Genomic DNA, 23,677 nt, shown 5'->3' on the forward strand with positions numbered 1-23,677 from the left:
GTAGTATCGCTTAGGTAGTATATAGCCTCGGGGAACGTTGTTCGGGGAGGCTGCGATGAGCGGTGCTGGTTGGCGCGCGCGTGATAGGCGCGTGATGTTGGCGGTGGGGGCGGCTCTGGCCGCAGTCGCCGTGCAGGCGGGGCCTGCCCTGGCGCAGGACCGGATCGTCGACAATCCCCGCGTCCTGGGCGCGCCGCTCGAGGAGACGGCCCAGAAGGCGACGACCAGCCTGCTGGCCATCACCGGCACGGCCTCGGGCGACAAGAGCTATGTCATCCCGCCGTCGACGGCGGCGATCACCGCCGACAAGCGCCTGGCGCTGAACATCGTCTACACCGACGGGCGGCTCTACAATCCCGCCAACGGTCGCTACGACAAGGTCCACCTGCGTAGCTACAACGGCACCGACGTCTCGCCGACCACGCCCTATGTGGCCCCGACGATCCTGACGCGGCCGGGCGAGACGGTGCGGGTGGCGCTGGACAACAGGCTGCCAGCCGACCCCAGCTGCACCGACCCCAACTGGCTGATCAACGTGCCGCACTGCTACAACGGCACCAACCTGCACAGCCACGGCCTGTGGGTCAGCCCCACCGGCAACAGCGACAACGTGCTGCTGTCGATCAATCCCGGGGTGAAGTTCGAATACGAATACAATATCCCCCGCGACCATCCGGCCGGCACCTTCTGGTACCACACCCACCGCCACGGCTCGACGGCGCTGCAGGTCTCCAGCGGCATGGCCGGGGCCCTGGTCATCAAGGGCGACCGCAAGCCGACCCTGGCGACCAACGGCGATCTCGACACCCTGCTCTACAAGAACGGGGTTCCGATCCCGGAAAAGCTGCTGGTGTTCCAGCAGATCCAGTACGCGTGCCTTGGCAAGGACGGGAACATCAAGGTCAAGACCGACGCCAAGGGCAACGTGGTCGAGTGGGTCTGCGATCCGGGCGACACCGGGGTGATCGAGTTCTACAGCGACGCCAACGGCAACGGCTTCGGCCCGGGCAGCTGGGGGCAGTCGGGCCGCTACACCAGTATCAACGGCCAGGTGCTGGCCACCCTGCCGGCCAAGCAGGGCGAGCTGGCCCGCTGGCGGATGATCCACGCCGGCGTGCGCGACACCATCTCGCTGCAGTTCGTGAAGATGGCCGAGGGCGGCCCCGCGGCCATGGAGCGTCTGGCGGCGGCCGACGGCCCGGCCTTCCAGAAGACCTACTGCATCGGCGAGCCCGTGCCCTTCTATGTGGTCGCCGACGATGGCCTGACCGACGCCCAGGCCCGCAAGGCCACGGTGGTCACCCTGCAGCCGGGCTATCGCAACGACCTGCTGGTGGTTTTCCCCAAGGCGGGCAACTACTGCATGCTCGACGCCGACACCGCGCCCAGCGCCACGGTCAACAGCATCGCGGTCGGCACGCGCCTCTTGGGCAAGGTCAGCGTCGCGCCGGGCCAGGAGGTCAAGGACATCCCGGCCTTCGTCACCAACGAGCTGGTGGCCGCGGCCAACGTGCAGATGCCGCCGGACGTGCGCGCCAGCGTCGTCGCCGACCTGCGCAACGGCCTGAAGCTGACCCGCTTCGTGCCGCACCCGACGATCACCGAGGCCGAGATCAAGGGCTCGGAGACCGAGAAGGTGCTCTTCAACATCGCCATTCCCGGCCAGAACACCAACATGCCGGTGCAGTTCGAGGTGGGCTCGCAGGACTATGCGCCGCGTCCCTACGCCCCCGACCGCGTCGACCGCACCCTGGTGCTGGGCACGGCCCAGGAGTGGGAGCTGCGTTCGGAGTTCGTCAGCCACCCGTTCCACATCCACGTGAACCCGTTCCAGATCGTCAAGATCCTGGATCCGACCGGCAAGGACGTCAGCGCGCCCGGCGCGGTCGACGACTTCGGCCCCGGTCCGCCCGACCCGCAGTATCCGGGCCTGAAGGGCGCGTGGAAGGACACCCTGTGGGTCAAGAGCGTGCAGAAGACCGACAGCGGTCCCTACCTGCCCTACACCCTGATCGTCCGGACCCGCTACCAGCGCTACATCGGCGAGTACGTCCTGCACTGCCACATCCTCGACCACGAGGACCAGGGCATGATGCAGAACGTCCAGATCGTGCTGCCCGACGGCGCCGGCGGCGTGTCCCACGGCCACCACTGACGACCTGCCAGGCGCGGCCTTTCGGGGCCGCGCCGCTCGGTTTTCCGCGCTTCGCCGGGCTCGCGCCGGCGCTTCTCCATGATCCGAAAAAGAGAGTCCTCGCCATGACCCAGGATCCCGCCGCCTCTCGCCTGTTCCCTGGCCTGTTCTCCGCTCCGTCACGTCGCGAACTGATGGCGGGCGCCGCCGCCGTCGCGGGGGCCATGGCCGCCGGCCAGGCCCTGGCCCAGCCCGTCGCCCCGAAGAAGGCCCGCTGGCGGCGCTGGAACGTCGCCAGCCCGCAAGGCCAGAAGGCCCTGGCCAGCTACGCCAAGGCCGTCGAGATCATGCTCAAGCTGCCGCCCGAGCATCCGAACAACTGGTACAACCACGCCCTGACCCACACGGTCGACTGCCCGCACGGCAACTGGTGGTTCGTGGTCTGGCACCGCGGCTATGTCGGCTGGTTCGAGCAGACGGTGCGCCAGCTCAGCGGCGATCCCGACTTCGCCTTCCCCTACTGGGACTGGACCGCCAGTCCCAAGGTGCCGGCGGCGATGTTCGAAGGCGTGCTGAACCCCAACAATTCCGCCTACATCCAGAGCCTGGACGCCTTCAACAAGGCCTTCGGACCGGTGCTCGAGAAGTTCTGGGCTGGCCTCAGCCAGGCCCAGAACCAGCAACTGCTGATCCGCGGCCTGCGCTTCCCGGCCGACCTGCTGTTCGACATCGGACCCAAGGGCGGGCCGATGTTCTTCGCGCCGCCGAACGCGCGGGGCTCGACGCCCCAGAACCCGGGCTTCGACACGATCACCAACAACGCCGTGTCGTCGTGGATGCTGAACGACGCCCTGTCGCCGCGCGACTTCATCGGCTTCGCCAGCCCCAAGTCGAACTATCACAGCAGCATCACGGGCTTCGGCGTGATGGAAGGCCAGCCGCACAACAAGGTGCACAACTGCGTCGGCGGCATCTGGACCGACGATGACGGCAACACGACCTATGGCGACGGCTTCATGCAGTCGAACCTGTCGCCGGTGGACCCGCTGTTCTTCCTGCACCATGCCAACATCGACCGCATCTGGGACGTGTGGACCCGCAAGCAGCAGGGCTTCGGCTATCCGACCCTGCCGGCCGACAATCCCAGCTACGTCGACCCCAAGGGCGACCTCGTGCGCTGGCAGTCCGAGCCGTTCCTGTTCTTCACCGACGCCGGCGGCGCGCCGCTGCCGCCCGAGAAGCAGAAGGCCAAGGCCTACCAGACGATCGGCGAGTTCGATTACGACTACGAGCCCGGCTCGGGCGAGAACGTCGTGCCCAGGCTGGGCGCGCCCAAGCTGAAGGCGGCCGCCGCGCCGACCCGCTACGCCGCCAAGCTGAAGACGCCGACCGGGACCAGCCTGGGCGCCGGCGACGTCGCCGTGCCGGCCGCCGTCCTGGCCCAGGCCGCCAAGCCGGAAGGGACCAGCCTCCTGGCGACGATCACCGTCGACATGCCGCCCTTCGAGCACGGCGGCGACCTGGCGGTGGTGCTCAACACGCCCGAAGGCCAGCCGGTGACCCCCGCTTCGCCGGGCTTCGTGACCACGCTGTCGATGTTCGGCCGCCACCTGGTGACCCGGCCGGTGACCTTCACCGTGCCGCTGTCGCCGCCGCTGGCCAAGCTGGCCAAGGCCAGGGGCACGCTGGAGGCCGCCGCGCCGTCGGGGCTGAACATCCGGCTCGTGCGCCTGTCGGGCAAGCCGCTGCTGACCGAGACGCCGCACGCCCACCACGCCGACGCGGGCGCGACGACCGCCACGCCGCAGGTGCTGGACATCGTCATCAACGCCAACTGAGGCGCGCCTGAACACCTGACGCGAAACCTGGACGGGGAGGATCCCGATGAGCTTGGCCGGCAAGTGGACTTATCGCAGCTACCTGAACAATCCCGAGCTGGTGGGCGACAACGCCCAGACGGCGCTCAGCCTGATCTTCGGCGAGGGGGTGTTCACCTTCGAGACCCCGACGCCGCGCACCCTCGTGGGTACGCTCGACATGGGCGGCGGCTATCTGCTGGACCTGAAGGGCGAGGTCGATCCCGAATGCGAGGGGCCGACCACAATCGTCATCCGGGGCTTTGGCCGTGACGGCACGCCCACGGCGGGCTGGGAGTACGACTATTATGGCTGGCCCGGCTACATGTGGCCGGACGGCGTGGACCAGGTTCCGTCGATCGTCGGCACGATCGTGCGGGCCAAGCCGCACAACGGCGAGCCGGCCGGCGTCACGGCCTCGTTCATCGCGGTGGCTCAATGACCGCCCCGGCGCCGCCTTTCACGGTGGGCATCGTGCTCTATCCGGGCGTCGACATCCTCGACGTCGCCGGCCCGCACGAGGTGTTCGCCTTCTTCGACGGCGAGGTCATCGACCGCACGATCCAGGTGGCGACCGTGGCGGCGACGACCGACCCGATCCAGACCTCGGGCGTGCTGAAGGTGGTGGCGCAGTACGAGTACGACGCCGCCCCGCACATCGACATGCTGTTCGTGCCCGGCGGCGGAAACGGCCTGCAGGACGCCATCGGCGACACGGCGCTGCTGGATTTCCTGAGCGATCGGGCCGGCAAGGCCCGCTACGTGGTCTCGGTGTGCACGGGCGGTCTGCTGCTGGCCTCGGCGGGTCTGCTGGACGGCTACAAGGCCACCACCCACTGGGGCTTCATCGAGTGCCTGAAGCTGTTCCCCAAGGTGACGGTGGTCAACGGCTGCCCACGCTGGGTCAAGGACGGCAACCGCATCACCGGGGCGGGGATCTCGTCGTCTATCGACGAGTCGCTGTTCATGGTCCAGACGATCGTCACCGACCTGGCGGGCGGCCCGGACGCGGAAGAGAAGGCGCAGTTGGCCTCGCAGCAGGCGCAGCTGTCGATCCAATACAATCCCGACCCGCCGTTTCCGGGCGGTGATCCGTGCTCGGTCAGCTACGACGTGTTCGAGCCGGTCAACGCCGGCATGGTCGACTTCCGGGCGGCCCTCGACGAGGCGATCGAGGCGCGGCTGCATCCGGTGGCCAAGTCCTACAAGGCGACCGTAGAGGCCTGAGACGGGGCGGCGCGCCCCGGTCCTGAGGGGCGCGCACATTGTCGCAAGCGGCGTTTTGCGGAAGGGCGGGCCTTGCCAGGGCTATGGTCGCGCACGATCTGCGCTGATATGGCTCGTTTCGAGTCGTGCTCTCGCCCTTTTCACCCCCGTCTTCGCCGCCCTCTTGGCGGCGCGCCCGAGTTTTCGCCATGCAGTCGCCGGTCAAAGCCATCATCCTCAGCGCCGGACAGGGCAAGCGCCTGTCGCCGCTGACCGACACCCGTCCCAAGTGTCTTGTGGACCTGTCGGGCCGCTCGGTCCTGGAATGGCAGATCCGCCACCTGCACCGCGCCGGCGTCACCGAGGTGGTGGTCGTCACCGGCTTCAACGCCGACCTGGTCGAGGCCGAACTGGCCAAGCTGCGCCTGCCGGGCCTGACCCTGCGCACGATCTTCAACCCGTTCTACAGCGTCAGCGACAACCTGGCCTCGGTGTGGATGGCGCGCGGCGAGATGCAGGGCTCGTTCCTGCTGCTGAACGGCGACACCCTGTTCGAGCCGGCCATCGCCGAGCGCCTGCTGTCGGCGCCGTCGGCGCCGATCACGGTGACCATCGACCGCAAGGACGGCGGCTACGACTCCGACGACATGAAGGTGCGCACCGAAGGCGACGCCCTGCGCGAGATCGGCAAGACCATCACCACCTACGACGCCGAGTCGATCGGCTTCCTGCGCTTCGAGCCGGAAGGCGCGGCGCTGTTCACCGACATTGTCGAGCGTTCGCTGCGCACGCCCGAGGGCCTGCGCCGCTGGTACCTGTCGGCCATCGACCAGATCGCCCGCGCCCACGACGCGGTGGCCGTGCGTTCGATCCAGGGCCTGGACTGGGCCGAGATGGACTTCCCCGAAGACCTGCCCAAGAACCGCGAACTGGCCGCGCGCTGGGCGGCGGTCGAGGCGACCCCGGCCTGAGGCGAGCGGCCCGCTGCGTCTTCAAGCGCCACCACTCGCCTGCGCCTTGCGCAGGCGGGCGTTTGGGGCGAGCTTCCAGTAGATCGGCGTTCTCTCAAAGAATGTGTCATGCGTTGATGCGATCATAGGTTGCGAAAATTCTGTCGCGCCGCCCCAGATCGAGGATGCGCTCATGCAGCAGACCGGCGCCCTGAAACTGACGGTTTACAAGCCCGACATCGTGGCCGACGGCCAGGTGGGCTTCGAATACGAACTGACCCTGGATATCCCGGAGGGAAAGAGCCTCGCCAGCGGCGACGCCGCGCCCGAGGCGGCTTCGACCGCGCGGTGCGAGGTGGTTCCGGTGACGGGGACGTTGTCGTTCCCCAACCCGGCCGCGCCGGTGATCTCGCCGTTCACCGGCGTGATGTTCATCTACGACAACGCCCCGGCCATCGGCTTTCCGCTGTCGATCATGGCCAGCAGCACCAGCGACGAACTGCTGAAGTTCAGGCTCAACCTGTGCTTCCCGTCGATGTCGAGCGACCCGCTCTCCGGCTCGATCGTGTTCGGTGACTGGCCGGGGCCGCTCAGCAACGTCGCGGCCAGCTTCCTGTCGCCGCAGGTCTAGTGCGGATCGGCATCCAAGGTTCGAGCGTGGTCCCCGCCCTTCGACAAGCTCAGGGTGAGGACCATTGATAGGCCAGGATCGTAGAAAAACCTCATCCTGAGCCTGTCGAAGGACGAGGGGTTCGTCTCAGATACCGAATGCCGATCCGACCTACGGCGCGCCGAGCACCCGCACGCCGATGTGGTTTGCGACCGGGCGCTCGCGGCCCGGTACGCCGGTGTGGATCGGCGAGTTCAGCACGCGGGGGCGGCCAAAGCCGTCGTCGACCGCCAGGGTGGTCGAGCCGCCGCCGTCGAGATTGATGGCGTCGGCCGCGCCCAGGTCGCGAAAGAAAGCGGTCAGTTCGGCCAGGGTCGCGCCCTCGCTGAGCACGGACTGGCGCCCGTCGACCACCACCAGCCAGCCGGTGCGGCCGTCGGCCGAGACGCCGAAGGCGGTGCGCGGGTGGCGGTCGCGAGCGTATTTGGGGCCCGCGTTCTGGAACGATTGCTCGGCGCCGTCGACCAGCAGCACCGGGCCGGCGGCCACGGCGTCGACCACGTCCCAGCGGCAGGTGGCGCCCGAACGGATCTCGACGAAGGACGGATGGATGCAGAGGATGGCGTTGACCCGCGGGTCGACCTCCGGGGCGTCGGGCGGGGCCACCTCGCGGCCGCCGACAATCACCTTGCCCACCGGATCCACGTGCTGGCCGGCGTGAGGCACGAAGTCCTCGCCGCCCGGCGAGCCGGCCTTGAACGGCACGAAGTAGCTGGCGTTGACGGCCAGCAGGGCGCCCGAGGCGGTAACGAACTCCGAGGTGGTGCGCGCGTGGTACTGGCCCGCGCCGTCATTGGGCGGCGAGACGAAGAGCTCGACCTTGGGGTTGGCCAGGTCCAGCTGCACCACATGATAGACCTGCCGCAGCGGGTTCTCGCGGGTCTCGCTCCAGTAGGTCACGCCCTGGGAGAGGGCGCCGGAGGCGCTGCGGCTGAACGCGGCCTTGGGCGAGGCGGGCAGGTCGACGCTGGCGCAGGCCGACAGCAGGAGCAGGGCGCCCAGGGCGGCGGCGCGACGTAGGAAAGACGACACGGGACAGACTTCGAACAGGCGAAACAAAAGTCGCCGCCGATCGCGGGAACCGGCGGCTTTCGCCCGGCACATAGGTCGCGCGACGCCGGCATGCAAAGCCGAACGCCGTGTTTTATCGCGCTGTGGCGCGAAGGCCTCAGCCCGCCTGGGCGAATAGCTGGCGCAAGGTCTCGGGTTGGCGCGAGATGTCGGCGACGCTGTAGCCGTCGAGCACGGCCAGGAAGGCCCGCGTCGCCTCGGCCAGCATTCGCGGCAGGCCGCAGCCCGGCGCGGCCAGGCAGGACGAGCAGTCGACCAAGTCGAAGCCGCCCTCGGTCTCGCGCACCAGCGCGCCGACATTGATCTGGTCGGCGGACCGGGCCAGGCGTAGGCCGCCGCCGCGACCACGCACCGTCTCGACGAAGCCGGCGGAGGCCAGCTGTTGCACCACCTTCATCAGGTGGTTCTGCGAGATGTCGTAGGCGCGGGCGATCTCGGCGATCGAAGCCAGGCGGCCGTCGTTGTTGGCCAGGTAGATGACCGTGCGCACCGCGTAGTCGGTGTAGCGGGTGAGCTTCATGGGCTCCCCTTAAGGGTTCGGCGCGACGGATAAATCATGCATTCAGATTGCATGTTTTTGGCCGCGAGAATAGATGCATTCCAAATGAATGAATTGAGAGCGTCATGTCCGCCAACCCCGTCTTCGACTTCGACGACACCGTCCTGCCGGCGCTGCTGACCAGCTTCTACGCCGCCGTCCGGGAAGATCCGCAACTGGGCCCCGTCTTCGCCGATGCGGTGGAGGACTGGGACGAGCATCTCGACCGGCTGGCCGACTTCTGGTCGTCGGTGATGCGCGCCTCGGCTCGCTACAAGGGCAATCCGCTGGCCGCGCACATGAAGCATGTCGAGCGCATCGAGCCTGAGATGTTCGACCGCTGGCTGGCGCTGTGGCGGCAGGCGACGAACACCTTCGTTCCACCCCGCCACGCGGCCGAACTGCAGGAGAAGGCGCAGCGCATGGCCCGGAACCTGAACGGCGCGTTGGAAAGCCGGCGACCGGCGCCGGACGCACCCTACCGCTCGACCCCGGTGTTCGACGAGGCGACCCTGCCCGAGGGCCTGCGCCGCGACCACAGCACCCGGGCCGGCGTCTGGGGCGTGATCCGCCTGATCGAAGGGCGGCTGGTGCTGCACTACGACGACGCCGACATCCCGTCGGTCGAGCTGAGCCCCGGCGTGTCGGGGCTGGTGCGGCCGCGGCAGATCCATTGGGTCGAGCCGCTGGGGCCGATCCGCATGCAGGTGGACTTCTACGACCGCGAACCCGCGCTCGCCGCCTGATCCCACGATTTCTCAAGGAGTTAGACCATGCCCAAGCCGCTGAGCGCGGAGACGATCGCGCACGTCAAGGCCACCGCCCCGGCCGTCGCCGCGCGCGCCACCGAAGTGACCAAGGCGATGTACGCCCGGCTTTTCCAGGACGACCACATCAAGGCGCTGTTCAACCACGCCAACCAGGCCAGCGGTCAGCAGCATCACGCGCTGGCCGGCGCGATCGTCGGCTATGCCCTGAACATCGAGAACCTCGAGGCGCTGATCCCGGCGATCGAGCGCATGGCCCAGAAGCACGTCGGCTACCACGTGCTGCCCGAGCACTATCCCTACGTGGCCAAGGCTCTGCTGGGCGCCATAGCCGAGGTGATGGGCGAGGCGGTCAACGAGGAGATCCTGGCTGCCTGGGGCGAGGCCTACTGGTTCCTGGCCGGCCTGCTGCAGGAACGCGAGCATGGCATCCGCGAGGCGATCGAAGCGATCGACGGCGGCTGGAACGGCTGGCGCGCCTTCGAGATCGCCGAGCGCACGGTCGAGAGCGCGGTCATCACCTCGTTCGTGCTGCGTCCCACGGATGGCGGCAAGGTTCTGCCGCACAAGCCCGGCCAGTACCTGACCCTGCGCCTGACGACGCCCGACCAGGGCGAGATCCGTCGCAACTACACGATCTCGAACGCGCCGAACGAGACGGCTTATCGCATCTCGGTCAAGCGCGAGGAGGGCGGGCAGGGCGGTTCGCGCTTCCTGCACGACGTGGCGCAGGTCGGCACGACGCTCCTGCTGACCCCGCCGTCGGGCGACTTCTTCCTGCCGCAGGCGCAAGAGCGGCCGGTGGTGCTGCTGTCGGGCGGGGTGGGGCTGACGCCGATGGTCAGCATGCTGGAGACCATCGCCGACAAGCATCCGGAGCTGGAGACCGCCTTCGTGCACGGGGCGCTGGACGGCGCCAGCCACGCCATGGACGGCCACGTCCGGGCCCTGGCCAAGGCGCACGGCAAGACCTCGGTGGCCACCTTCTACGCCAATCCGGCGGCCAATGACGAAGTCGGCCGCACCCACGACCACGACGGCCTGATCACCGTCGACTGGCTGAAGGCCAACACCCCGTTCGAGACCGCCGATTTCTTCCTGTGCGGGCCGCGCCCCTTCCTGAAGGCCTTCGTCGGCGGGCTGTCGCGGGCGGGGGTGGCGTCCGACCGGATCCACTTCGAGTTCTTCGGCCCGGCCGACGAGGCCCTGGCCGTCTGAGTGCGCGTGTTCCTCCTCCCCTGAACCCCGGCCGCCGAGCGGCCGAAGGAGCCTGTCATGGACTATGTCTCCACCACGACGCCGCTGACCTACGCCTTCTACGAAGGCCCGTCCTGGGAACCGCCCGCGCCTCGCGCGCGGACGGGCCCGGCGGCGGTCCAGCCCACCACTCGCGAGCCCCTGTCGCCCGAACCCTCGACGCCCGACCTGCCCAAGGCGGTGGGGTGGATGATCGTCGGCGCCTATGGCGCGATCCTCGGGGCGTTTGCCCTGGCCTTCCTGGGCAACGCAGAGGTCGGCCTGGTGCTGGGCGTCTGCGCGGTCTACCTGGCGGTCTATCTCGGCGTGCCGGCGGTGATCCTGCGCATGGAGCCGAGGGTCGAAACCCGGCCCGACCTCGCCGATTTCCTGCGCGTGGGCCTGTCGACCTGGACGGGCCGGGTCAGCGCCGGCTCGGCCCTCGCTCTGATCCTGACCATTCCGGTCGCCCTGGCGGTCGCGGCCGCGGGCCTGGGCGTCATCGTCAGGCTCAGCGCCTGAGGTCTTGGCGAAGATTGCACGGAACGGTGGAGCTTTTCGTCCAATCGTCGTCGCGCCGGGCCGCCTAGGCTGGCCGGATCCTGAACGTGAGTGACGCCCAATGGCCGCCTGGCTGCCCAGCCTGATCACCGCCACGCCCGAGGAAGGCTACGATCTCGCCATCAAGCTCTCGCGGATGGCGGTCAAGAAGACCCAACCCTCCGACGAGGTTCGCGCGCGGCTGCGGGCGATCTACGAGAACGACGCCCAGGCCCTGACGGCCGTCTCGCACGTGGTGGCCGTGAACTTCGCCACCGTGGCGGCGGCCAACGGCTACTGGCGCTAGGCCGATCGACGCCCCACCACGGCCCTCAAACCCGCTTTTCCCCGCGAAGGCGGGGACCCAAGCTGAGTCCGCGGGTCTTTCACGGCCGCGCCTTGTCCTGAAAGGCGGCTTGGATCCCCGCCTTCGCGGGGAACTTCGGTGGAAATGGCTGGAGGTTCTGAAGGTCGGTCCGACCTAGACCGTCTCGCCGACGATCTGGCGCACCAGGTCGAGGTCGGCGGGCTTGTCGACGTCGACGGCGGCCAAGCCGTCCTGGGCGCGCACGGCGGCGGCCTTCACGCCGGCCAGGGCGCCGAGGCGGGCGATGGCCTCGTCCAGCGTCAGCAGGCCCAGCAGGTAGCGGACCAGCAGGCCGGGGCCGAGCATGGCGGCGATCTTCCAGGGCTGCTTGCGGTTCTGCTCGACCCGTCGCCACAGGGCGATGGCGGGCAGGGCGGCCGCGCTGCGGAACAGGAAGAGATTGCAGCCCGAGAACCGGCCGTCGCGGAATTTCAGATAGGTCCGCTTGGTGTCGGGGGCGGCGGCGCGCACGCGCTCTTCCGGGGCCAGCATCAGGCAGACGTCGGCGTCGGCCGGCGCGTCGGCCAGGAACTGGGTGATCCACTCGGGCTTCAGCAGCGCGTGGTCGACAGTGGTGATCAACAGCGGAAAGCCGAGCGTCTCGGCGCCTTCCCGCACGCTCTGGCTGGGGCCTTCAGTCGAGGCGGCGATGGCCGCGACGCCTTGCGGCAGGGCCGAGACGATGGCCGCGTCCGAGGTCGAAACCCCGATCGCCGCCGCGCCGGCGGCCTGGACGACGCCGAGCACGCGGTCGAGCAGCGTGCGGCCCTGCAGCGTGATCAGGCCCTTGTGCGAGACGCCGGCATAGGCCGCGGCGCTGTCGATCTCGCCCGGCCGCGAGCCGGCCAGGACCAGGGCCTTGAAGCTCTGGGTCACAGCGCCTTCTCGTAGATGCGGTAGGTCTTGTAGATCTGCGCGCCCAGGGACTCGGCGATGCGGCGCATGGGCATGTTCTCTTCCAGCACCCACGAGATCTCGAACCGCTCGTAACCGAGCGCGATCGCCGATGTGCGGCCGGCGTGCATCATCTGGAACGGCAGCATGCGGCCGCGGATGCTGTCGGAGAACTTGCGCTTGACCCCCATCAGCGGGATGCGGGCCGACTTCACGCGCTTGACCTTCAGTCGCCACAGGAGCTTGGCCCAGCCGAACGGCAGCAGCTTGCCGCCAAGATCGCGGATCGCCTCGTTGACGTTGGGCAGGAACACCAGGAAGCCGGCCGCCTCGCCGTCGATCTCGGCGAACCAGGTCAGGCGCTTGTCGATCACGGCCTTGAGGGCCTTGGCCAGCTGGGCGGTCTCGGCTTCGGTGGTGGGGGTGAAGCCCCAGTTGTCCTTCCAGGCGTCGTTGAGGATCTCGGTCAGGGTGACCACTTCCTCGTCGTAGCGGCTCATGTCGAGCTGGCGCAGCACCACGCCCTCGGCCGGCGGCCGCTCGGCGCGGCGGCGCACGGCGGGCGGCAGATCGGCCTGCATGGGGGCGTAGTAGGCGTAGATGTCCTTGGCCTTGTCGTAGCCCTGCTGCTCGATGCGGCCGCCGGCATAGGCCGGATCATGGCCCATCATCACCATCGGCGGGGTGTCGAAGCCGTCGACCAGCAGGCCGACCTCCTCGTTGATCGACAGGTTGAACGGGCCCATCACGTGGGTGCGGCCGCGTTCGCGCAGCCAGGCCTCGGCCGCGCGCAGCAGGGCGGCGAAGACCTCGGCGTCGTCCTCGGCGGCGATCAGGCCGAAGTGGCCGTCCAGGCGCCCGGGCGTGTTCTGCGGCGTCAGCTCGTCGATCTGGGCGCTGATCCGGCCGACGTCGCGGCCGCCGCGCACGGCCAGGAACAGCTGGACCTCGGCGTGCTGGAAGAACGGGTTGGTCTTGGGCGACAGGGCCTCGGTCCGCTCCAGGAAAAGCGGGGTGATCCAGCTTCGATCCTTGGCGTTGACGCGCGCAGGCAGCGCGATGAAGCGCTTGAGCTCTTCAGGTGTGCGGACGGGCAGGACCGAGATCGCCTCGGCCGCGGAATCGAAAGGCATCATCCCTCCAGGGACACGAAGGCGCGCACGGCGAGGGCGGCGAAGACGACGGGGGCGGCCCAGGCGGCCAGGATCGGCGACAGGGCCCCGGACTCGCCCAGGGCCGACAGCAGGCCGTCGGCGACGAGGAAGACGAGGCCGGCGGCCAGGCCCGAGGTCAGCAGCACCGCGCCCTGGCCGCTGCGGAAGTTGGCCCAGGCCACGGGGGCGCTGAGCAGCAGCATGACCAGCGCCGCGATCGGGCCCGAGAAGGCCGTCTGCAGGCGGGTGGCGTAGAAGCTCTGCGGGCGGTCCGAGCCGCCGTTCTCCAGCGCCCGGCGGGCCGAGGCGGCCGACGGGGCCGGAGCGTCGGTGAACAGGGCCTGGACGTCGGCCGGGCGCAGGGCCGTGGGCCAGGTGGCCGAGGCGGCGGTCATTGGCTCGACGCGGTCGCCGAGATAGCGGGTGGTGACCGGGCTTTGCAGCCGCCAGGCGCCGGCCTGGAACTGCGCCGACGGGGCGACGACGCGCTCGGTCAGGGCGCCGGACTTGTCGCGGCGATAGATGGTCAGCTCGGTCAGGCGCGCGCCGTTGGACGAGGCTTCCTTGGCGGTGACCAGGTCTTCGCCCGCCCGGAAGGTGCGCGAGGCGGGGGCCTTGCGATCGGCCACCGGGGTGGTGGCGGCCCACCAGGCGCTGAGCGTCGGGTCGGTGCGCGGCGAGACGACCTGGGCGCACAGGGCGTCGAGCGCCAGCACGGCGATCGCCACAGGCACGGCCATGGCGACGATGCGGTAGCCCGAGATGCCGGCGGCGCGCATGGCGACCACGGCGTTCTCGCGGGCCAGCTGCGAGAAGGCGAACAGGCCCCCGGCCAGCACCGCCAGCGGGGCGACCTGCTGGAACAGGGCCGGGGCGCGCAGGGCGGCGTAGTAGAACACCCCGCCGACGCCGAGGCCGCGGTCGAGGATGTCGGTGGTGACTTCCAGCAGGTCGAGGATCTGCAGGATGGCCATCAGGATCAGGACGGCGCCGAGCACGCGCGTGGCGACGGTGCGCAGGACGTAGAGCTGCAGCTTCATGCGGCGCGCTCCTTGCGCTGGAACGGCTTGAGGGCGCGGCGGAACTGAGCGCTCATGGCCAGGACGAGGCGCGAGATCGGGGTGTCGCCGGGCCGCGTGCGGCTGCCCACGAACAGCCAGACCGCCAGGCCCGTGAAGATCAGGAACGGCAGGCCGACGGCGGGCAGGGAGGCGATGCGGCCGGATTCGGCCAGGCTCTGGCCCAGCAGCAGGCTGTGCTGGAAGGCCAGCAGCAGCACGCCGGCCAGCAGCAGGCCGGGCGCGCGGTTGCCGCGCTTGGCGGCCAGGCCCAGCGGGAAGGCCAGCAGCGGCAGGAACGGCAGGAAGGCGGCGCGGGCGATGCGCCCGTAGAACTCGGCCATCAGCGTGACCTTGGGCACGACCGGATTCGGCGACTTGGCCTGGTGCAGCAGTTCGCCCAGGGTCAGCTCGCGCTCGTCGCCGCCGCGGGCCCGCAGCAGGCTGGCGGCGGCCTTCAGCGGCGCCTCGGTGGTCAGGTCGTCGAAGGCCAGGCTGCGATAGTTGCCGCGCGCATCGCTGCCGATGCGGCGGCCCGACTTCAGGCGCATCGTCACCGTCTTGCCGTCGGCCGAGACCTGCAAGGTGGCGGTGGCGGCGGTGATCAGTTCCTCGTGGCCGGCGGCGTCAGGGCGGCGGATGAACACGCGGGTCAGGCTCTGGCCGGCCAGGTCGGCGCTGTCGGCGGTCATCAGCGAGCCGTCGTCGTCGATGAAGGCCCCGCCCGACAGGCGGCCGTTCCAGCCGGCGTTGACGGCCGCGTGCATGACGGCGCGATAGGCGTAGCGGCTGTAGGGCTGGACATAGCCGAACACCGCGATGCTGAAGACGCTGAGCGCCAGCCCCACGCAGACGAAGGGGGCGGCGACCCGTTCCAGCGACTGGCCGCCGGCCAGCAGGGCGTCGATCTCCGAGCCGTCGGACAGCTTGCTGATGACGATGAACAGGGCGACGAAGAACGCCACCGGCAAGGCCAGGCCCAGGTAGTGGGGCAGGAGGTTCAGCGCCAGCTGGGTGACGTAGTCGAAGCGCGCGGCGCTCTGCGAGAGCAGGTCGAGCAGGCGCAGCACGCGCTCGAGCAGCAGGGCCACGACGGTCAGGCCCAGGCACCCGGCCAGGGGCCAGCCGAGCAGGCGCAGCAGGTAGCGGTCGATCAGGCCCATGGCCGTGATGCGCCGCACGTCGAACTTCTTCTTCAGCTTGCTCACGCGGCGGACCACGCGGCTGCGAAATCCTGGGCCAGGCGCTCGACGGCGCCATCGTCCAGCGCCACGGCCGAGCCGAGGGCCGGAGCGGCGGGCCAACCGGTGTCAGGGAAGCTGGTTCCCTCGTGCTCGCGGGCCCCCTCGTAGCGGGGCAGGACGTGGAAATGCACGTCGCGATCGACCATCATCAGCATCAGGTAGTTGATCTTTTCGTAGGCGACCTTGGCCTTCAGGAGGCGTTCGATCCCGGCCACGGCGGCCTGCATGTCGGCGAAGGCGGCTGGGCTCAGATCGGAGAACGCCTGCACGGGTTCCTTGCATACCAGGACGAGAGATCCGAAAGTCGGCTGCTTGGGACGTACAAGGACCAACCAGTGGTCGGTTTCGGCCACTTTCGAGCGTGGGTAGCCGAATGCGAGGGCTGTGGGGTTGGGCATGCGGCAACCGATACTTCAGGCGAGTCTGCGGGCGCTGATCGCGTCGGGGCGACAATAGGGACACGGCCTTTTACATGGAAGCACGAACCGTTCTTCCGGGCCTTGCAGCGCTAGGGACGCTGCTGGGCCTGCTGGGGATGGCGACGCCGGCGGCGGCGAGGCAGGACTGCGTCGGTCGCGACACCGGCGTGCGGCTGACCGTCGAGGTCGGTCGACTGAAGTCCGAGACCGGCGAGGTGACGGTCACGATCTATCCGTCTGATCCCAGTCGTTTCCTGGCGCCGCGCGGCAAGCTGCTGCGCCTGCGGGTGCCGGCCAGCGCGCCGACCACCGAGGCCTGCTTCAACCTGCCCAAGGCCGACATCTACGCCGTGGCGGTCTATCACGACGCCAACGGCAACCACGACTTCGACCGCAACGCCGTGGGCCTGCCGACCGAGGGCTACGGCTTCTCCAACGACGCGCCGTCGCGGTTCGGCGTGCCGTCCTTCGATTCGGCGCGGATCAGCGTGAAGTCGGGGGAGAACACGATCCGGGTGCGAATGCGCTACGGGAAGTAGGAGCGAGATCCTCCCCCTGTAGGGGGAGGTGGCCCGGAGGGCCGGAGGGGGAAGTCTCTTCTGAATTTTAGCTCGGAAGGCGACGTGAGCAGTCACGTCCCCCTCCGTCGACTTTGCCGACACCTCCCCCTTCGGGGGGAGGATCTAGATCAGCGAATAGCGGCCCAGTTCCCTGATCCCGCCCGTGGCCGGATCGAGCCCGCGCGCGATGACCCGCAGCGAAAAGCCGCCGCCCTCGCGCGGCTCGATCTCCAGCGCATGCCAGCGGGCCGGCGAGTGGCCGCCGACCCAGGCCGAGGCCGAGGGGACGCCCAGAACGGGGATCGATCGGCCGCCGGGGCCGGGAATGGTCGCGGTCAGCGATTCGTGGGCATGGCCGTGCAGCACGAGGTCGACGCCGCGGCGGGCGAGCACGTCGCGCAGAGGACCTTGATCGTCCAGCGACTTGCGGCCCGAGACCGCGCCGGCGATCGGGGGATGGTGCAGCAGCACCACCTTGAACCTGTCCGCCAGGGCGCGATCGGCCAGCAGGGCGTCGAGCTTTTCGAGTTGCTCGGCGCCGAGGCGCCCGGTGGCCAGATGCAGGGCGGTGGGCAAGGCCGAGCAAAGGTTTAAGATCGCTATGGGGCCGCGCAGCCGCACCTGCGGGAAGGCAGCCTGTTCGTCGTCGCCCAGCCAGGCGATCCAGGGCGCGAAGCGGGCCTGGGCGGTCTCGCCGACCAGGGCGTCGTGGTTGCCGGGGCTGACGGTGATCGTCTCGGCCGGGCCCAGGCCCTGCAGCCAACGCGTGGCGGCCGCGATCTCGACGGGCGAGGCGAAGTTGGTGAGATCGCCGGTGATCGCCACATGGTCGGGGGCGTGGGCCTTCAGGTCGGCGACCAGGGCGTCGAGGACTTCCGGACGATGGATCTTGTGCTTGCGACGCCAGGCGATCCGGCTCAGCAGCCGCTTGGACGCGAGATCACGCCAGCCGAACGCGCCCGGCGGCGGCGGCAGGTGAGGGTCCGACAGATGGGCGAGGCGGAATATCGACAAGAGGGACCGGCGCGATTGTGGCGAATTTCGGCGAAGCTGCTTATCAATCGCCTCGGCTTTCAAGGGGTTTAAGTACCGGTGACCGGCGAAATCAATCCAGTCGCTTCGCGCGCCGTGACGGTGGGCGACAGCGAGGCGCGCATCTGGGGCATGACCTCGGGCGAGCGGCTGTCGCGCATCTATCGCCGGATCGGCGTTTCGGAAGCCGCGGGGCAGGGCGGTGACGCGATCGCCGTGCACGCCGGCTGGGTGTTCGACGAGTCGCTGGTCAAGGCCCTGGCCGGTCGCCCGTGGGCGGTTCTGGTCGACGACACGGGCGCCCCGACGGCGGTGAACGCCCCGGCCGAGGTCGCCGAAGCCGCGATCGCGGCTTTGGCGGCGGGACAGGACCCTTCGGCCGTCGATGCGCGCTTCGTTCGCCTGACAGCGCTGGAGCTGGGCTCGGCCTACAACAGCGCCCTGCGCAAGCGCGAGCCGCCGGTGCTGGAGCGCCTGACCAAGGAGACCGTGCGCGCCGTCGAGAAGCGCCTGTTCCAGGGCTCGTACAAGGGCGTGACCGACCTCGTCACCAAGTACGTCTGGCCGACCCCGGCGCGGATCGTCACCCGCTGGTGCGCCCTGGCGAAGATGACGCCCAACCAGGTGACCTTCATCGGCTTCCTGCTGACCATCGCCGCCTTCGTGCTGTTCTGGCGCGGCCAGTTCGGCTGGGGGCTGGTCTGCGCCTGGATCATGACCTTCCTCGACACGGTCGACGGCAAGCTGGCCCGGGTGACCCTGACCTCGTCCAAGTGGGGCAACGTCTTCGATCACGGCATAGACCTGGTGCATCCGCCGTTCTGGTGGTGGGCCTGGTACGTCGGCGTGTTCGCCGTCGGCCTGTCGATGCCCTATGCGCCGTGGCTGCTGGCCATCGTCGTCGGCGGCTACGTGGCTCAGCGGGTGGAGGAGGGCATCTTCCTGGCCCTGTTCAAGCTGGAGATGCACGCCTGGCGGCCGTTCGACAGCTTCTTCCGCCTGATCACCGCCCGCCGCAACCCGAACCTGATCCTGCTGACCGGCAGCGTCCTGGTCGGCCGGCCCGACATCGGCTTCGTGCTGGTGGCGGCCTGGACGGCGATCTGCTTCCTTGTCCACGCTCTCCAGATCGTGCAGGGCGCCCTGGCCCCCAAGGGCTCGATCCAGTCCTGGCTGTCGCGGTGATGCGCGTCGGCGTCGTCCGTAACCCGCGCAGCCACGCCAACCAGGGGCGCGTGCATGCGCCGACCCCCGAGGGCGTGCGCGTGGTCGAGCCGGCGACGCGCGAGGCGCTGGGCGAGGAGCTGGCCCGCTTCGCCGAGGACCGGATCGACCTCCTGGTCATCGACGGCGGCGACGGCACGGTGCGCGACGTGCTGGGCCTGACGCCGTCGACCTTCGGCGACGACATGCCGATGCTGGCGATCCTGCCGTCGGGCAAGACCAACGTGCTGGCCATCGACCTTGGCGCGCCGCGCGACTGGCGGCTGGAGGAGGCGCTGGCGGCCGCCGCCCAGGCCGCACCGCGCATCAAGATCCGGGCCCCGCTGGAGGTGCGCTTCGCCGATGGCCGTCCGCCGCTGCGGGGCTTCTTCTTCGGCCTGGGGGCGCTGGTGCGGGCCACGGCGCTGTCCAAGCGCGTCAACCGCATGGGCGTGTTCCAGAGCCTGTCGGTGGCCGTGACCCTGGCCGGCGCCACCCTGGGCGCATTGTTCGGCGGCGCGCGCGACCAGTGGCGCCAGGGTGTGGCCGTGAAGGTGGCCATGGACGGCGAGGTCCAGCCGGACGGCGAGCGCTTCGTGCTGCTGGCCACGGCGCTGAAGCGCCTGCCGTTCAACCTCAAGCCCTTCGGCGAGCCGCGCGAGGGGCTGAAGGTGCTCGACGTCGACGCACCGCCCAAGCGCCTGCTGCGCATGGTGCCCACGGTGCTGTCGGGCAAGGACAAGCCTATCCTCGAGGCGCGCGGCTATCGCCGGCGTGACCCGGCGGCGCTCTACGCCTCGGGCCAGTTCGACTTCGTGCTCGACGGCGAAGTGTTCGAGGGCGGCAAGTTGGCGCTGGCCCTGGGCGCGCCGCTGCGGTTCGTGGTCGGATGAGCGCGGTCCGGCCGCTGGTCGAGGCCGAACTGGCGCAGTCGATCCCAGCGCCCATCCGCGCCTTCGCCGAACACCTGACGGGCCTCTTCCCGACCGCCCAGGCGGTGCTGTTCTACGGCTCGATCCTGCGCACCGGCGACCTGTCGGGCGTTCTGGACTTCTACGTGCTCACCGAGCGGCCGCCGCGCGGCCTGCGCGGCGTGGCCACCCGCATCCTGTGGCCCGACGTCAGCTATCACGAGCTGGAACACGAGGGCGTCACCCTGCGGGCCAAGGTCGCCTCGATGACCCTGTCGCGGTTCTCGCAGGCGGTGAAGGGCAGGGGGATCGACACCACGCTGTGGACCCGCTTCGTGCAGCCCTCGGGCCTCGTTTGGGCCGTCGACGCGGCCGCGCGCGAGGCTGTGGTCGAGGCCGTGCGCCGCGCCGCCCGCACCGCCGCCCGCTTCGCCACGGCCCTGGGCCCAGAGGAGGGGCCGCCCGAGGCCTATTGGACGGCGCTGTTCCAGGAGACCTACGCCGCCGAGTTCCGGGTCGAGAAGGCCGGTCGAGAGGCCTCGATCCTGGCCTTCGATCCTGCGCACTACCAGCGCCTGCTGCCGGCCTGCTGGGCCGACGACGGCCGCTTAGACGGCGAGGGGCGGCCGGCGCCGCAGATGTCGGCGATCGAGCGCAAGCGCCTGAAAGCCGCCTGGCGGCTGCGGCGCAACCTCGGGAAGTCGCTGAACGTGGCCCGCCTGGTCAAGGCCGCCTTCACCTTCCAGGGTGCGGCCCGCTACGCCGCCTGGAAGATCGAGCGCCACACCGGCTTCAAGGTCGAACTGACCCCCTGGCGCGAGCGCCATCCGGTCCTGGCCGCCCCGGGCATTCTGCTGGGCCTGTGGAAGTGGAGACGGGGGCGGGAGCGCTAGCCGGAGTTCGTCCGTCCGGCGTTGGGCCGCGGCGATAGTAGGGGGCTGAGGGTAAAACCATGTTCAAGAAGCTTGGCTTGGGAGTGTTGGCCGCACTGGCGGTGGCGGCCGCGCCCGCATGGGCGCAGGCGCCGGGGACGAGCGATTTGGGGATCATGACGTCGGTCGACGCACGCGACCATGGCCTCGACATGCACGTCAATGTCGCAAGCCCGATGTCGTGCAGCTATTCGGGCGTGTTTCGGGTCGTCCCGACAGCCGCCAACCACGACGTGCTGGTCTCGGCCGCGATGACGGCCTTTGTCTCGGGCAAGAAGATCCGGTTCTTCGTCTATGGCTGCGCCCCCGATGGCGCGTCGCTGGTCGCGAGCCTGACGGTGGAAGCCTGAACGCTCGCGCGTAGCGACAGAAAAGAAAAAGCCCGGACCTTTCGTCCGGGCTTCGTCCTTTCAGCGATGCGCCTGCCGTCAGGCGAAGGCGCGCTGCTGGCCGTCGATGACGCCGAGCGCCGTGCCGACTTCGGCGAACACCTTGAGGACCTGGTCGATCTGCTCGTGGGTGTGGGCTGCGCTGATGCTGGCGCGCAGCAGCGGGCGGCTGTCGGGCGTGGCCGGCGGCAGGGCGAGGTTCAGGTAGACGCCCGACTGCAGCAGGCCGTTCCACATGGCGATGGCGCGCTCGACGTCGGGCATGGTGGCCGCCACGATCGGGCTGGCGGCCGGGCCGGTGACGAAGCCCAGGGCGGTCAGGCCGTCGTACAGGCGGCAGGCATTGCTGTTGAGCTGCTCGCGCAGCTGCGGCTTGGCGATCATCTGCTCCAGCGCCACCAGGGTCGAGGCGACCACGGCCGGCGGCAGCGAGGCGGTGAACATGTACGGACGGCAGATCACCCGCATGACCTCGAAGTCGTCGAGGCTGGAGACGCAGAAGCCGCCGATGGCGCCCAGGCTCTTGGAGAAGGTGCCGACGATGAAGTCGACGTCGTCTTCCACGCCCGCGGCTTCGGCCAGACCCCGGCCGGTGGCGCCGAGCACGCCCATCGAGTGGGCCTCGTCGACCAGCAGGTAGCCGCCCATCTCGCGCTTCACGGCGGCGATTTCCTTGAGCGGCGCGGTGTCGCCGATCATCGAATAGATGCCTTCGACGACGATCAGGCGCTCGCCGGGCACGTCCTTGAGGCGACGCAGGCGCTTGGCCAGATCTTCCGGATCGTTGTGGCGGAAGCGGATGACCTCTGCGTGGCCCAGGCGCGAGCCGTCGTAGATCGAGGCGTGGCTGTCGGCGTCCAGGATCAGGTGATCGCCGCGGCCGACCAAGGTGGACAGTACGCCCAGGTTGGCCTGGTAGCCGGTGGTGAACACCATGGCGTGCTTGCGGCCGTAGAACTTGGCCAGCGCTGTCTCCAGGGCCACGTGGGCCTCGAAGCTGCCGTTGGCGATGCGGGAACCGGTGGTGCCGGTGCCACGTTCCTGGACGGCCTTGACCGAGGCGGCGATCGCCTTCTCGTCAAAGGTCAGGCCCAGATAGTTGTTGGTCCCCAGCAGGATCGTGGGACGCCCCTCGACGACGCCCTCGGTCGGCGAAACCACGGCGTCGAAACGGACGGTGAACGGGTCGGCGCCCGCTTGCTGGATGGCCTTGTACGCGTCGCGATAGGCCAGATGCTTGTCGAACAGACCCATCGGTCAAGCCTTGGTTCGGAGATCGTTGATCAGTTTGGAGAGGTCGCCGGCGGTTTCCACCGCGGCGAGGCGATCGAGCGGGATGGAGATGTCGAAGGAATCTTCGAGCTCCATCACGATGTTCATCAGGGCGAGGGAATCCACGGCCAGGTCGCGGCCGATGTGGGTGTCGTTCGTCACCTCGACCGTGCGGCCGAGCACCTTGCTCGTCGCCAGCCCGATCTCACGCAAACTCAGATCTGTCACTGTATCCATGCCAAACGCCAGACGCCCCCGTCAAAGCACTGTGACCGCACCGTAACAGTGTCTCTGTCAGATATCTGCCACAATTGAACTAGTCGCTGTATTTTTTCGACAACCACCCGGCCGACCGATACCAGTCGACGGTTTCGCCGAAGCCGCGGGCAACATCGTGACGACTCGGCGACGACGCAAGGGACCGATCGGCCAAAAACGCCCAATCTGCATGCGACAGTTCGCGCGCCTTGCCCGATCCGAACACCGATGGTTGTCCTGAAAGTCTACTCGCCACATCGGCGACGCTTCCGGCCAGTCGGATCAGGCCTTCGGGCACGCGCAGTAGGCGAGGCGGCCGGGCGCCGACAGCGGTTGCGGCGGCGGTCATGATCTCGCTCCAGGCATAACCGTCGGGCCGGGCGTCGCAGATCGAGGCGAGGCCCGTGCGGGCGCTCGTGACGAGGTCGAGGATCTGGGCGGCCGCGTCGCGCACCTCGATCATCGCCACGCGCGAGGCGGGCGACAGCACCGGCAGGACGCGGCTGCCTTGCGCGGCGGCGAACAGGCCGACCGTCTCGCGGTCGCCGGGGCCATAGATGGCCGGCGGGCGGATGACGAGAGTGTCGGGCGCGATCGCCAGCACCGCCTCTTCGCCGGCGCGCTTGCTGGCAGCGTAGTCGGAGAGCTGGGGTTCTCGGGCGGCGAGGCTGGAAACCAGAACGAAGCGAGCGCCGGCCTTCGTCGCCGCCTCCGCCACGGCTCGTGCGCCGTCGACATTGACCTTGTCGAAGGCGGCGCGGTCGGCGGCCTTGATCAGGCCGGCCAGGTGGATGACCACGTCAGCGCTGTCGCACAGCCGGGCCAGCGCCTCGGGGCGGCCCAGGTCGCCCAGCACCACCTGCGGCTCGATCCCGCGCCAGAACGGCGAGACCGGATCGCGGCGCGACAGGATGCGGGGGGCAAGGCCTCGTTCGGCGATGGCGCGGACGAGGTGCTGGCCCAGGAAGCCCGTCGCGCCGGTGACGGCGACGACGCTGGGTCCTGGGCTCTTCACC

26 protein-coding genes are annotated in these 23,677 nt (G+C 69.4%); 15 read left to right on the forward strand and 11 right to left on the reverse strand.

Going from position 1 to position 23,677, the window contains the following annotated elements; genetic code table 11:
* Positions 1–55: 55 nt before the first annotated feature.
* From ACODR1_RS18080 to ACODR1_RS18105, 6 genes are all read left to right on the forward strand, one after another.
* On the forward strand, positions 56–2,155 hold the full coding sequence (locus ACODR1_RS18080) for a multicopper oxidase family protein (protein ID WP_488881695.1): 2,100 nt from the start codon (positions 56–58) through the stop codon (positions 2,153–2,155).
* A gap of 104 nt (positions 2,156–2,259) precedes the next feature.
* The gene (locus tag ACODR1_RS18085) at positions 2,260–3,972 is read left to right on the forward strand and encodes a tyrosinase family protein (protein ID WP_488881696.1); all 1,713 of its coding nucleotides are present in this window, start codon (positions 2,260–2,262) and stop codon (positions 3,970–3,972) included.
* Positions 3,973–4,018: 46 nt separating this feature from the next.
* On the forward strand, positions 4,019–4,432 hold the full coding sequence (locus ACODR1_RS18090) for a hypothetical protein (RefSeq protein ID WP_488881697.1): 414 nt from the start codon (positions 4,019–4,021) through the stop codon (positions 4,430–4,432).
* Complete coding sequence (locus ACODR1_RS18095; protein WP_488881698.1) at positions 4,429–5,217, forward strand: DJ-1/PfpI family protein; 789 nt, start codon at positions 4,429–4,431, stop codon at positions 5,215–5,217. Before ACODR1_RS18090 ends, ACODR1_RS18095 begins: the two co-directional genes overlap by 4 nt.
* A gap of 188 nt (positions 5,218–5,405) precedes the next feature.
* A complete protein-coding gene (locus tag ACODR1_RS18100; RefSeq protein ID WP_488881699.1) occupies positions 5,406–6,167 on the forward strand; it encodes a phosphocholine cytidylyltransferase family protein in 762 nt (253 codons plus the stop codon).
* 172 nt (positions 6,168–6,339) lie between these two features.
* Positions 6,340–6,777 carry a hypothetical protein gene (locus ACODR1_RS18105; RefSeq protein ID WP_488881700.1) on the forward strand — a complete coding sequence of 146 codons (438 nt, stop codon included), beginning with the start codon at positions 6,340–6,342 and terminating at the stop codon, positions 6,775–6,777.
* A 150-nt stretch (positions 6,778–6,927) separates the two neighbouring features.
* Here the strand turns inward: ACODR1_RS18105 and ACODR1_RS18110 are convergent, their stop codons facing one another.
* Both ACODR1_RS18110 and ACODR1_RS18115 read right to left on the reverse strand, forming a co-directional pair.
* Positions 6,928–7,848, reverse strand: coding sequence for a phosphodiester glycosidase family protein (locus ACODR1_RS18110; protein ID WP_488881701.1), 921 nt, complete (start codon positions 7,846–7,848; stop codon positions 6,928–6,930).
* Positions 7,849–7,984: 136 nt separating this feature from the next.
* Positions 7,985–8,407, reverse strand: coding sequence for an RrF2 family transcriptional regulator (locus ACODR1_RS18115; RefSeq protein ID WP_488881702.1), 423 nt, complete (start codon positions 8,405–8,407; stop codon positions 7,985–7,987).
* A gap of 104 nt (positions 8,408–8,511) precedes the next feature.
* On the opposite strand from ACODR1_RS18115, the gene ACODR1_RS18120 reads away from it, so the two are divergent.
* The 4 genes from ACODR1_RS18120 to ACODR1_RS18135 all read left to right on the forward strand — a co-directional run bounded on the left by ACODR1_RS18120 (position 8,512) and on the right by ACODR1_RS18135 (position 11,275).
* Positions 8,512–9,171: a TehB-like domain-containing protein gene (locus tag ACODR1_RS18120; RefSeq protein WP_488881703.1), complete on the forward strand. Its 660-nt coding sequence runs from the start codon at positions 8,512–8,514 to the stop codon at positions 9,169–9,171.
* A 27-nt stretch (positions 9,172–9,198) separates the two neighbouring features.
* Entirely contained in the window at positions 9,199–10,410 is a 1,212-nt protein-coding gene (gene hmpA, locus ACODR1_RS18125; RefSeq protein WP_488881704.1) for an NO-inducible flavohemoprotein, read from the forward strand.
* A gap of 57 nt (positions 10,411–10,467) precedes the next feature.
* Positions 10,468–10,950, forward strand: a complete 483-nt coding sequence (locus ACODR1_RS18130; RefSeq protein ID WP_488881705.1) for a hypothetical protein — start codon at positions 10,468–10,470, stop codon at positions 10,948–10,950.
* A 100-nt stretch (positions 10,951–11,050) separates the two neighbouring features.
* Positions 11,051–11,275, forward strand: a complete 225-nt coding sequence (locus tag ACODR1_RS18135; RefSeq protein ID WP_101719037.1) for a hexameric tyrosine-coordinated heme protein — start codon at positions 11,051–11,053, stop codon at positions 11,273–11,275.
* Positions 11,276–11,449: 174 nt separating this feature from the next.
* On the opposite strand, the gene ACODR1_RS18140 is transcribed toward ACODR1_RS18135, so the two are convergent.
* From ACODR1_RS18140 to ACODR1_RS18160, 5 genes are read right to left on the reverse strand one after another with little or no spacing between them, the layout of a single operon-like run.
* On the reverse strand, positions 11,450–12,211 hold the full coding sequence (locus ACODR1_RS18140) for an NTP transferase domain-containing protein (RefSeq protein WP_488881706.1): 762 nt from the start codon (positions 12,209–12,211) through the stop codon (positions 11,450–11,452).
* A complete protein-coding gene (gene bcerS / locus ACODR1_RS18145; protein WP_488881707.1) occupies positions 12,208–13,362 on the reverse strand; it encodes a ceramide synthase in 1,155 nt (384 codons plus the stop codon). Before bcerS ends, ACODR1_RS18140 begins: the two co-directional genes overlap by 4 nt.
* Positions 13,362–14,423, reverse strand: a complete 1,062-nt coding sequence (locus ACODR1_RS18150; RefSeq protein ID WP_488881708.1) for an LptF/LptG family permease — start codon at positions 14,421–14,423, stop codon at positions 13,362–13,364. The genes bcerS and ACODR1_RS18150 overlap by 1 nt, the downstream gene beginning before the upstream one ends.
* The gene (locus ACODR1_RS18155; protein WP_488881752.1) at positions 14,420–15,604 is read right to left on the reverse strand and encodes an LptF/LptG family permease; all 1,185 of its coding nucleotides are present in this window, start codon (positions 15,602–15,604) and stop codon (positions 14,420–14,422) included. The genes ACODR1_RS18150 and ACODR1_RS18155 overlap by 4 nt, the downstream gene beginning before the upstream one ends.
* Positions 15,605–15,645: 41 nt before the next feature.
* Positions 15,646–16,083: an HIT family protein gene (locus tag ACODR1_RS18160; protein ID WP_488881709.1), complete on the reverse strand. Its 438-nt coding sequence runs from the start codon at positions 16,081–16,083 to the stop codon at positions 15,646–15,648.
* Between the two features lie 74 nt (positions 16,084–16,157).
* On the opposite strand from ACODR1_RS18160, the gene ACODR1_RS18165 reads away from it, so the two are divergent.
* Positions 16,158–16,643, forward strand: a complete 486-nt coding sequence (locus ACODR1_RS18165) for a DUF2141 domain-containing protein (protein WP_101719032.1) — start codon at positions 16,158–16,160, stop codon at positions 16,641–16,643.
* Positions 16,644–16,787: 144 nt separating this feature from the next.
* On the opposite strand, the gene ACODR1_RS18170 is transcribed toward ACODR1_RS18165, so the two are convergent.
* The gene (locus ACODR1_RS18170) at positions 16,788–17,678 is read right to left on the reverse strand and encodes a metallophosphoesterase family protein (protein WP_488881710.1); all 891 of its coding nucleotides are present in this window, start codon (positions 17,676–17,678) and stop codon (positions 16,788–16,790) included.
* 150 nt (positions 17,679–17,828) lie between these two features.
* Between ACODR1_RS18170 and ACODR1_RS18175 the strand changes: the two genes are divergently transcribed.
* From ACODR1_RS18175 to ACODR1_RS18190, 4 genes are read left to right on the forward strand one after another with little or no spacing between them, the layout of a single operon-like run.
* The gene (locus tag ACODR1_RS18175; protein WP_488881753.1) at positions 17,829–18,881 is read left to right on the forward strand and encodes a CDP-alcohol phosphatidyltransferase family protein; all 1,053 of its coding nucleotides are present in this window, start codon (positions 17,829–17,831) and stop codon (positions 18,879–18,881) included.
* A complete protein-coding gene (locus ACODR1_RS18180; RefSeq protein WP_488881711.1) occupies positions 18,881–19,792 on the forward strand; it encodes a diacylglycerol/lipid kinase family protein in 912 nt (303 codons plus the stop codon). The genes ACODR1_RS18175 and ACODR1_RS18180 overlap by 1 nt, the downstream gene beginning before the upstream one ends.
* A complete protein-coding gene (locus tag ACODR1_RS18185) occupies positions 19,789–20,703 on the forward strand; it encodes a hypothetical protein (protein WP_488881712.1) in 915 nt (304 codons plus the stop codon). Before ACODR1_RS18180 ends, ACODR1_RS18185 begins: the two co-directional genes overlap by 4 nt.
* 59 nt (positions 20,704–20,762) lie before the next feature.
* A complete protein-coding gene (locus ACODR1_RS18190) occupies positions 20,763–21,092 on the forward strand; it encodes a hypothetical protein (protein ID WP_488881713.1) in 330 nt (109 codons plus the stop codon).
* Positions 21,093–21,170: 78 nt separating this feature from the next.
* Here the strand turns inward: ACODR1_RS18190 and spt are convergent, their stop codons facing one another.
* The 3 genes from spt to ACODR1_RS18205 all read right to left on the reverse strand — a co-directional run bounded on the left by spt (position 21,171) and on the right by ACODR1_RS18205 (position 23,676).
* The gene (gene spt / locus ACODR1_RS18195) at positions 21,171–22,385 is read right to left on the reverse strand and encodes a serine palmitoyltransferase (RefSeq protein WP_277794658.1); all 1,215 of its coding nucleotides are present in this window, start codon (positions 22,383–22,385) and stop codon (positions 21,171–21,173) included.
* Between the two features lie 3 nt (positions 22,386–22,388).
* The gene (locus ACODR1_RS18200) at positions 22,389–22,640 is read right to left on the reverse strand and encodes an acyl carrier protein (protein ID WP_101719027.1); all 252 of its coding nucleotides are present in this window, start codon (positions 22,638–22,640) and stop codon (positions 22,389–22,391) included.
* Between the two features lie 79 nt (positions 22,641–22,719).
* On the reverse strand, positions 22,720–23,676 hold the full coding sequence (locus ACODR1_RS18205; protein WP_488881714.1) for an NAD-dependent epimerase/dehydratase family protein: 957 nt from the start codon (positions 23,674–23,676) through the stop codon (positions 22,720–22,722).
* Position 23,677: the final 1 nt, after the last annotated feature.

Source organism: Caulobacter sp. FG7, from assembly GCF_057808875.1.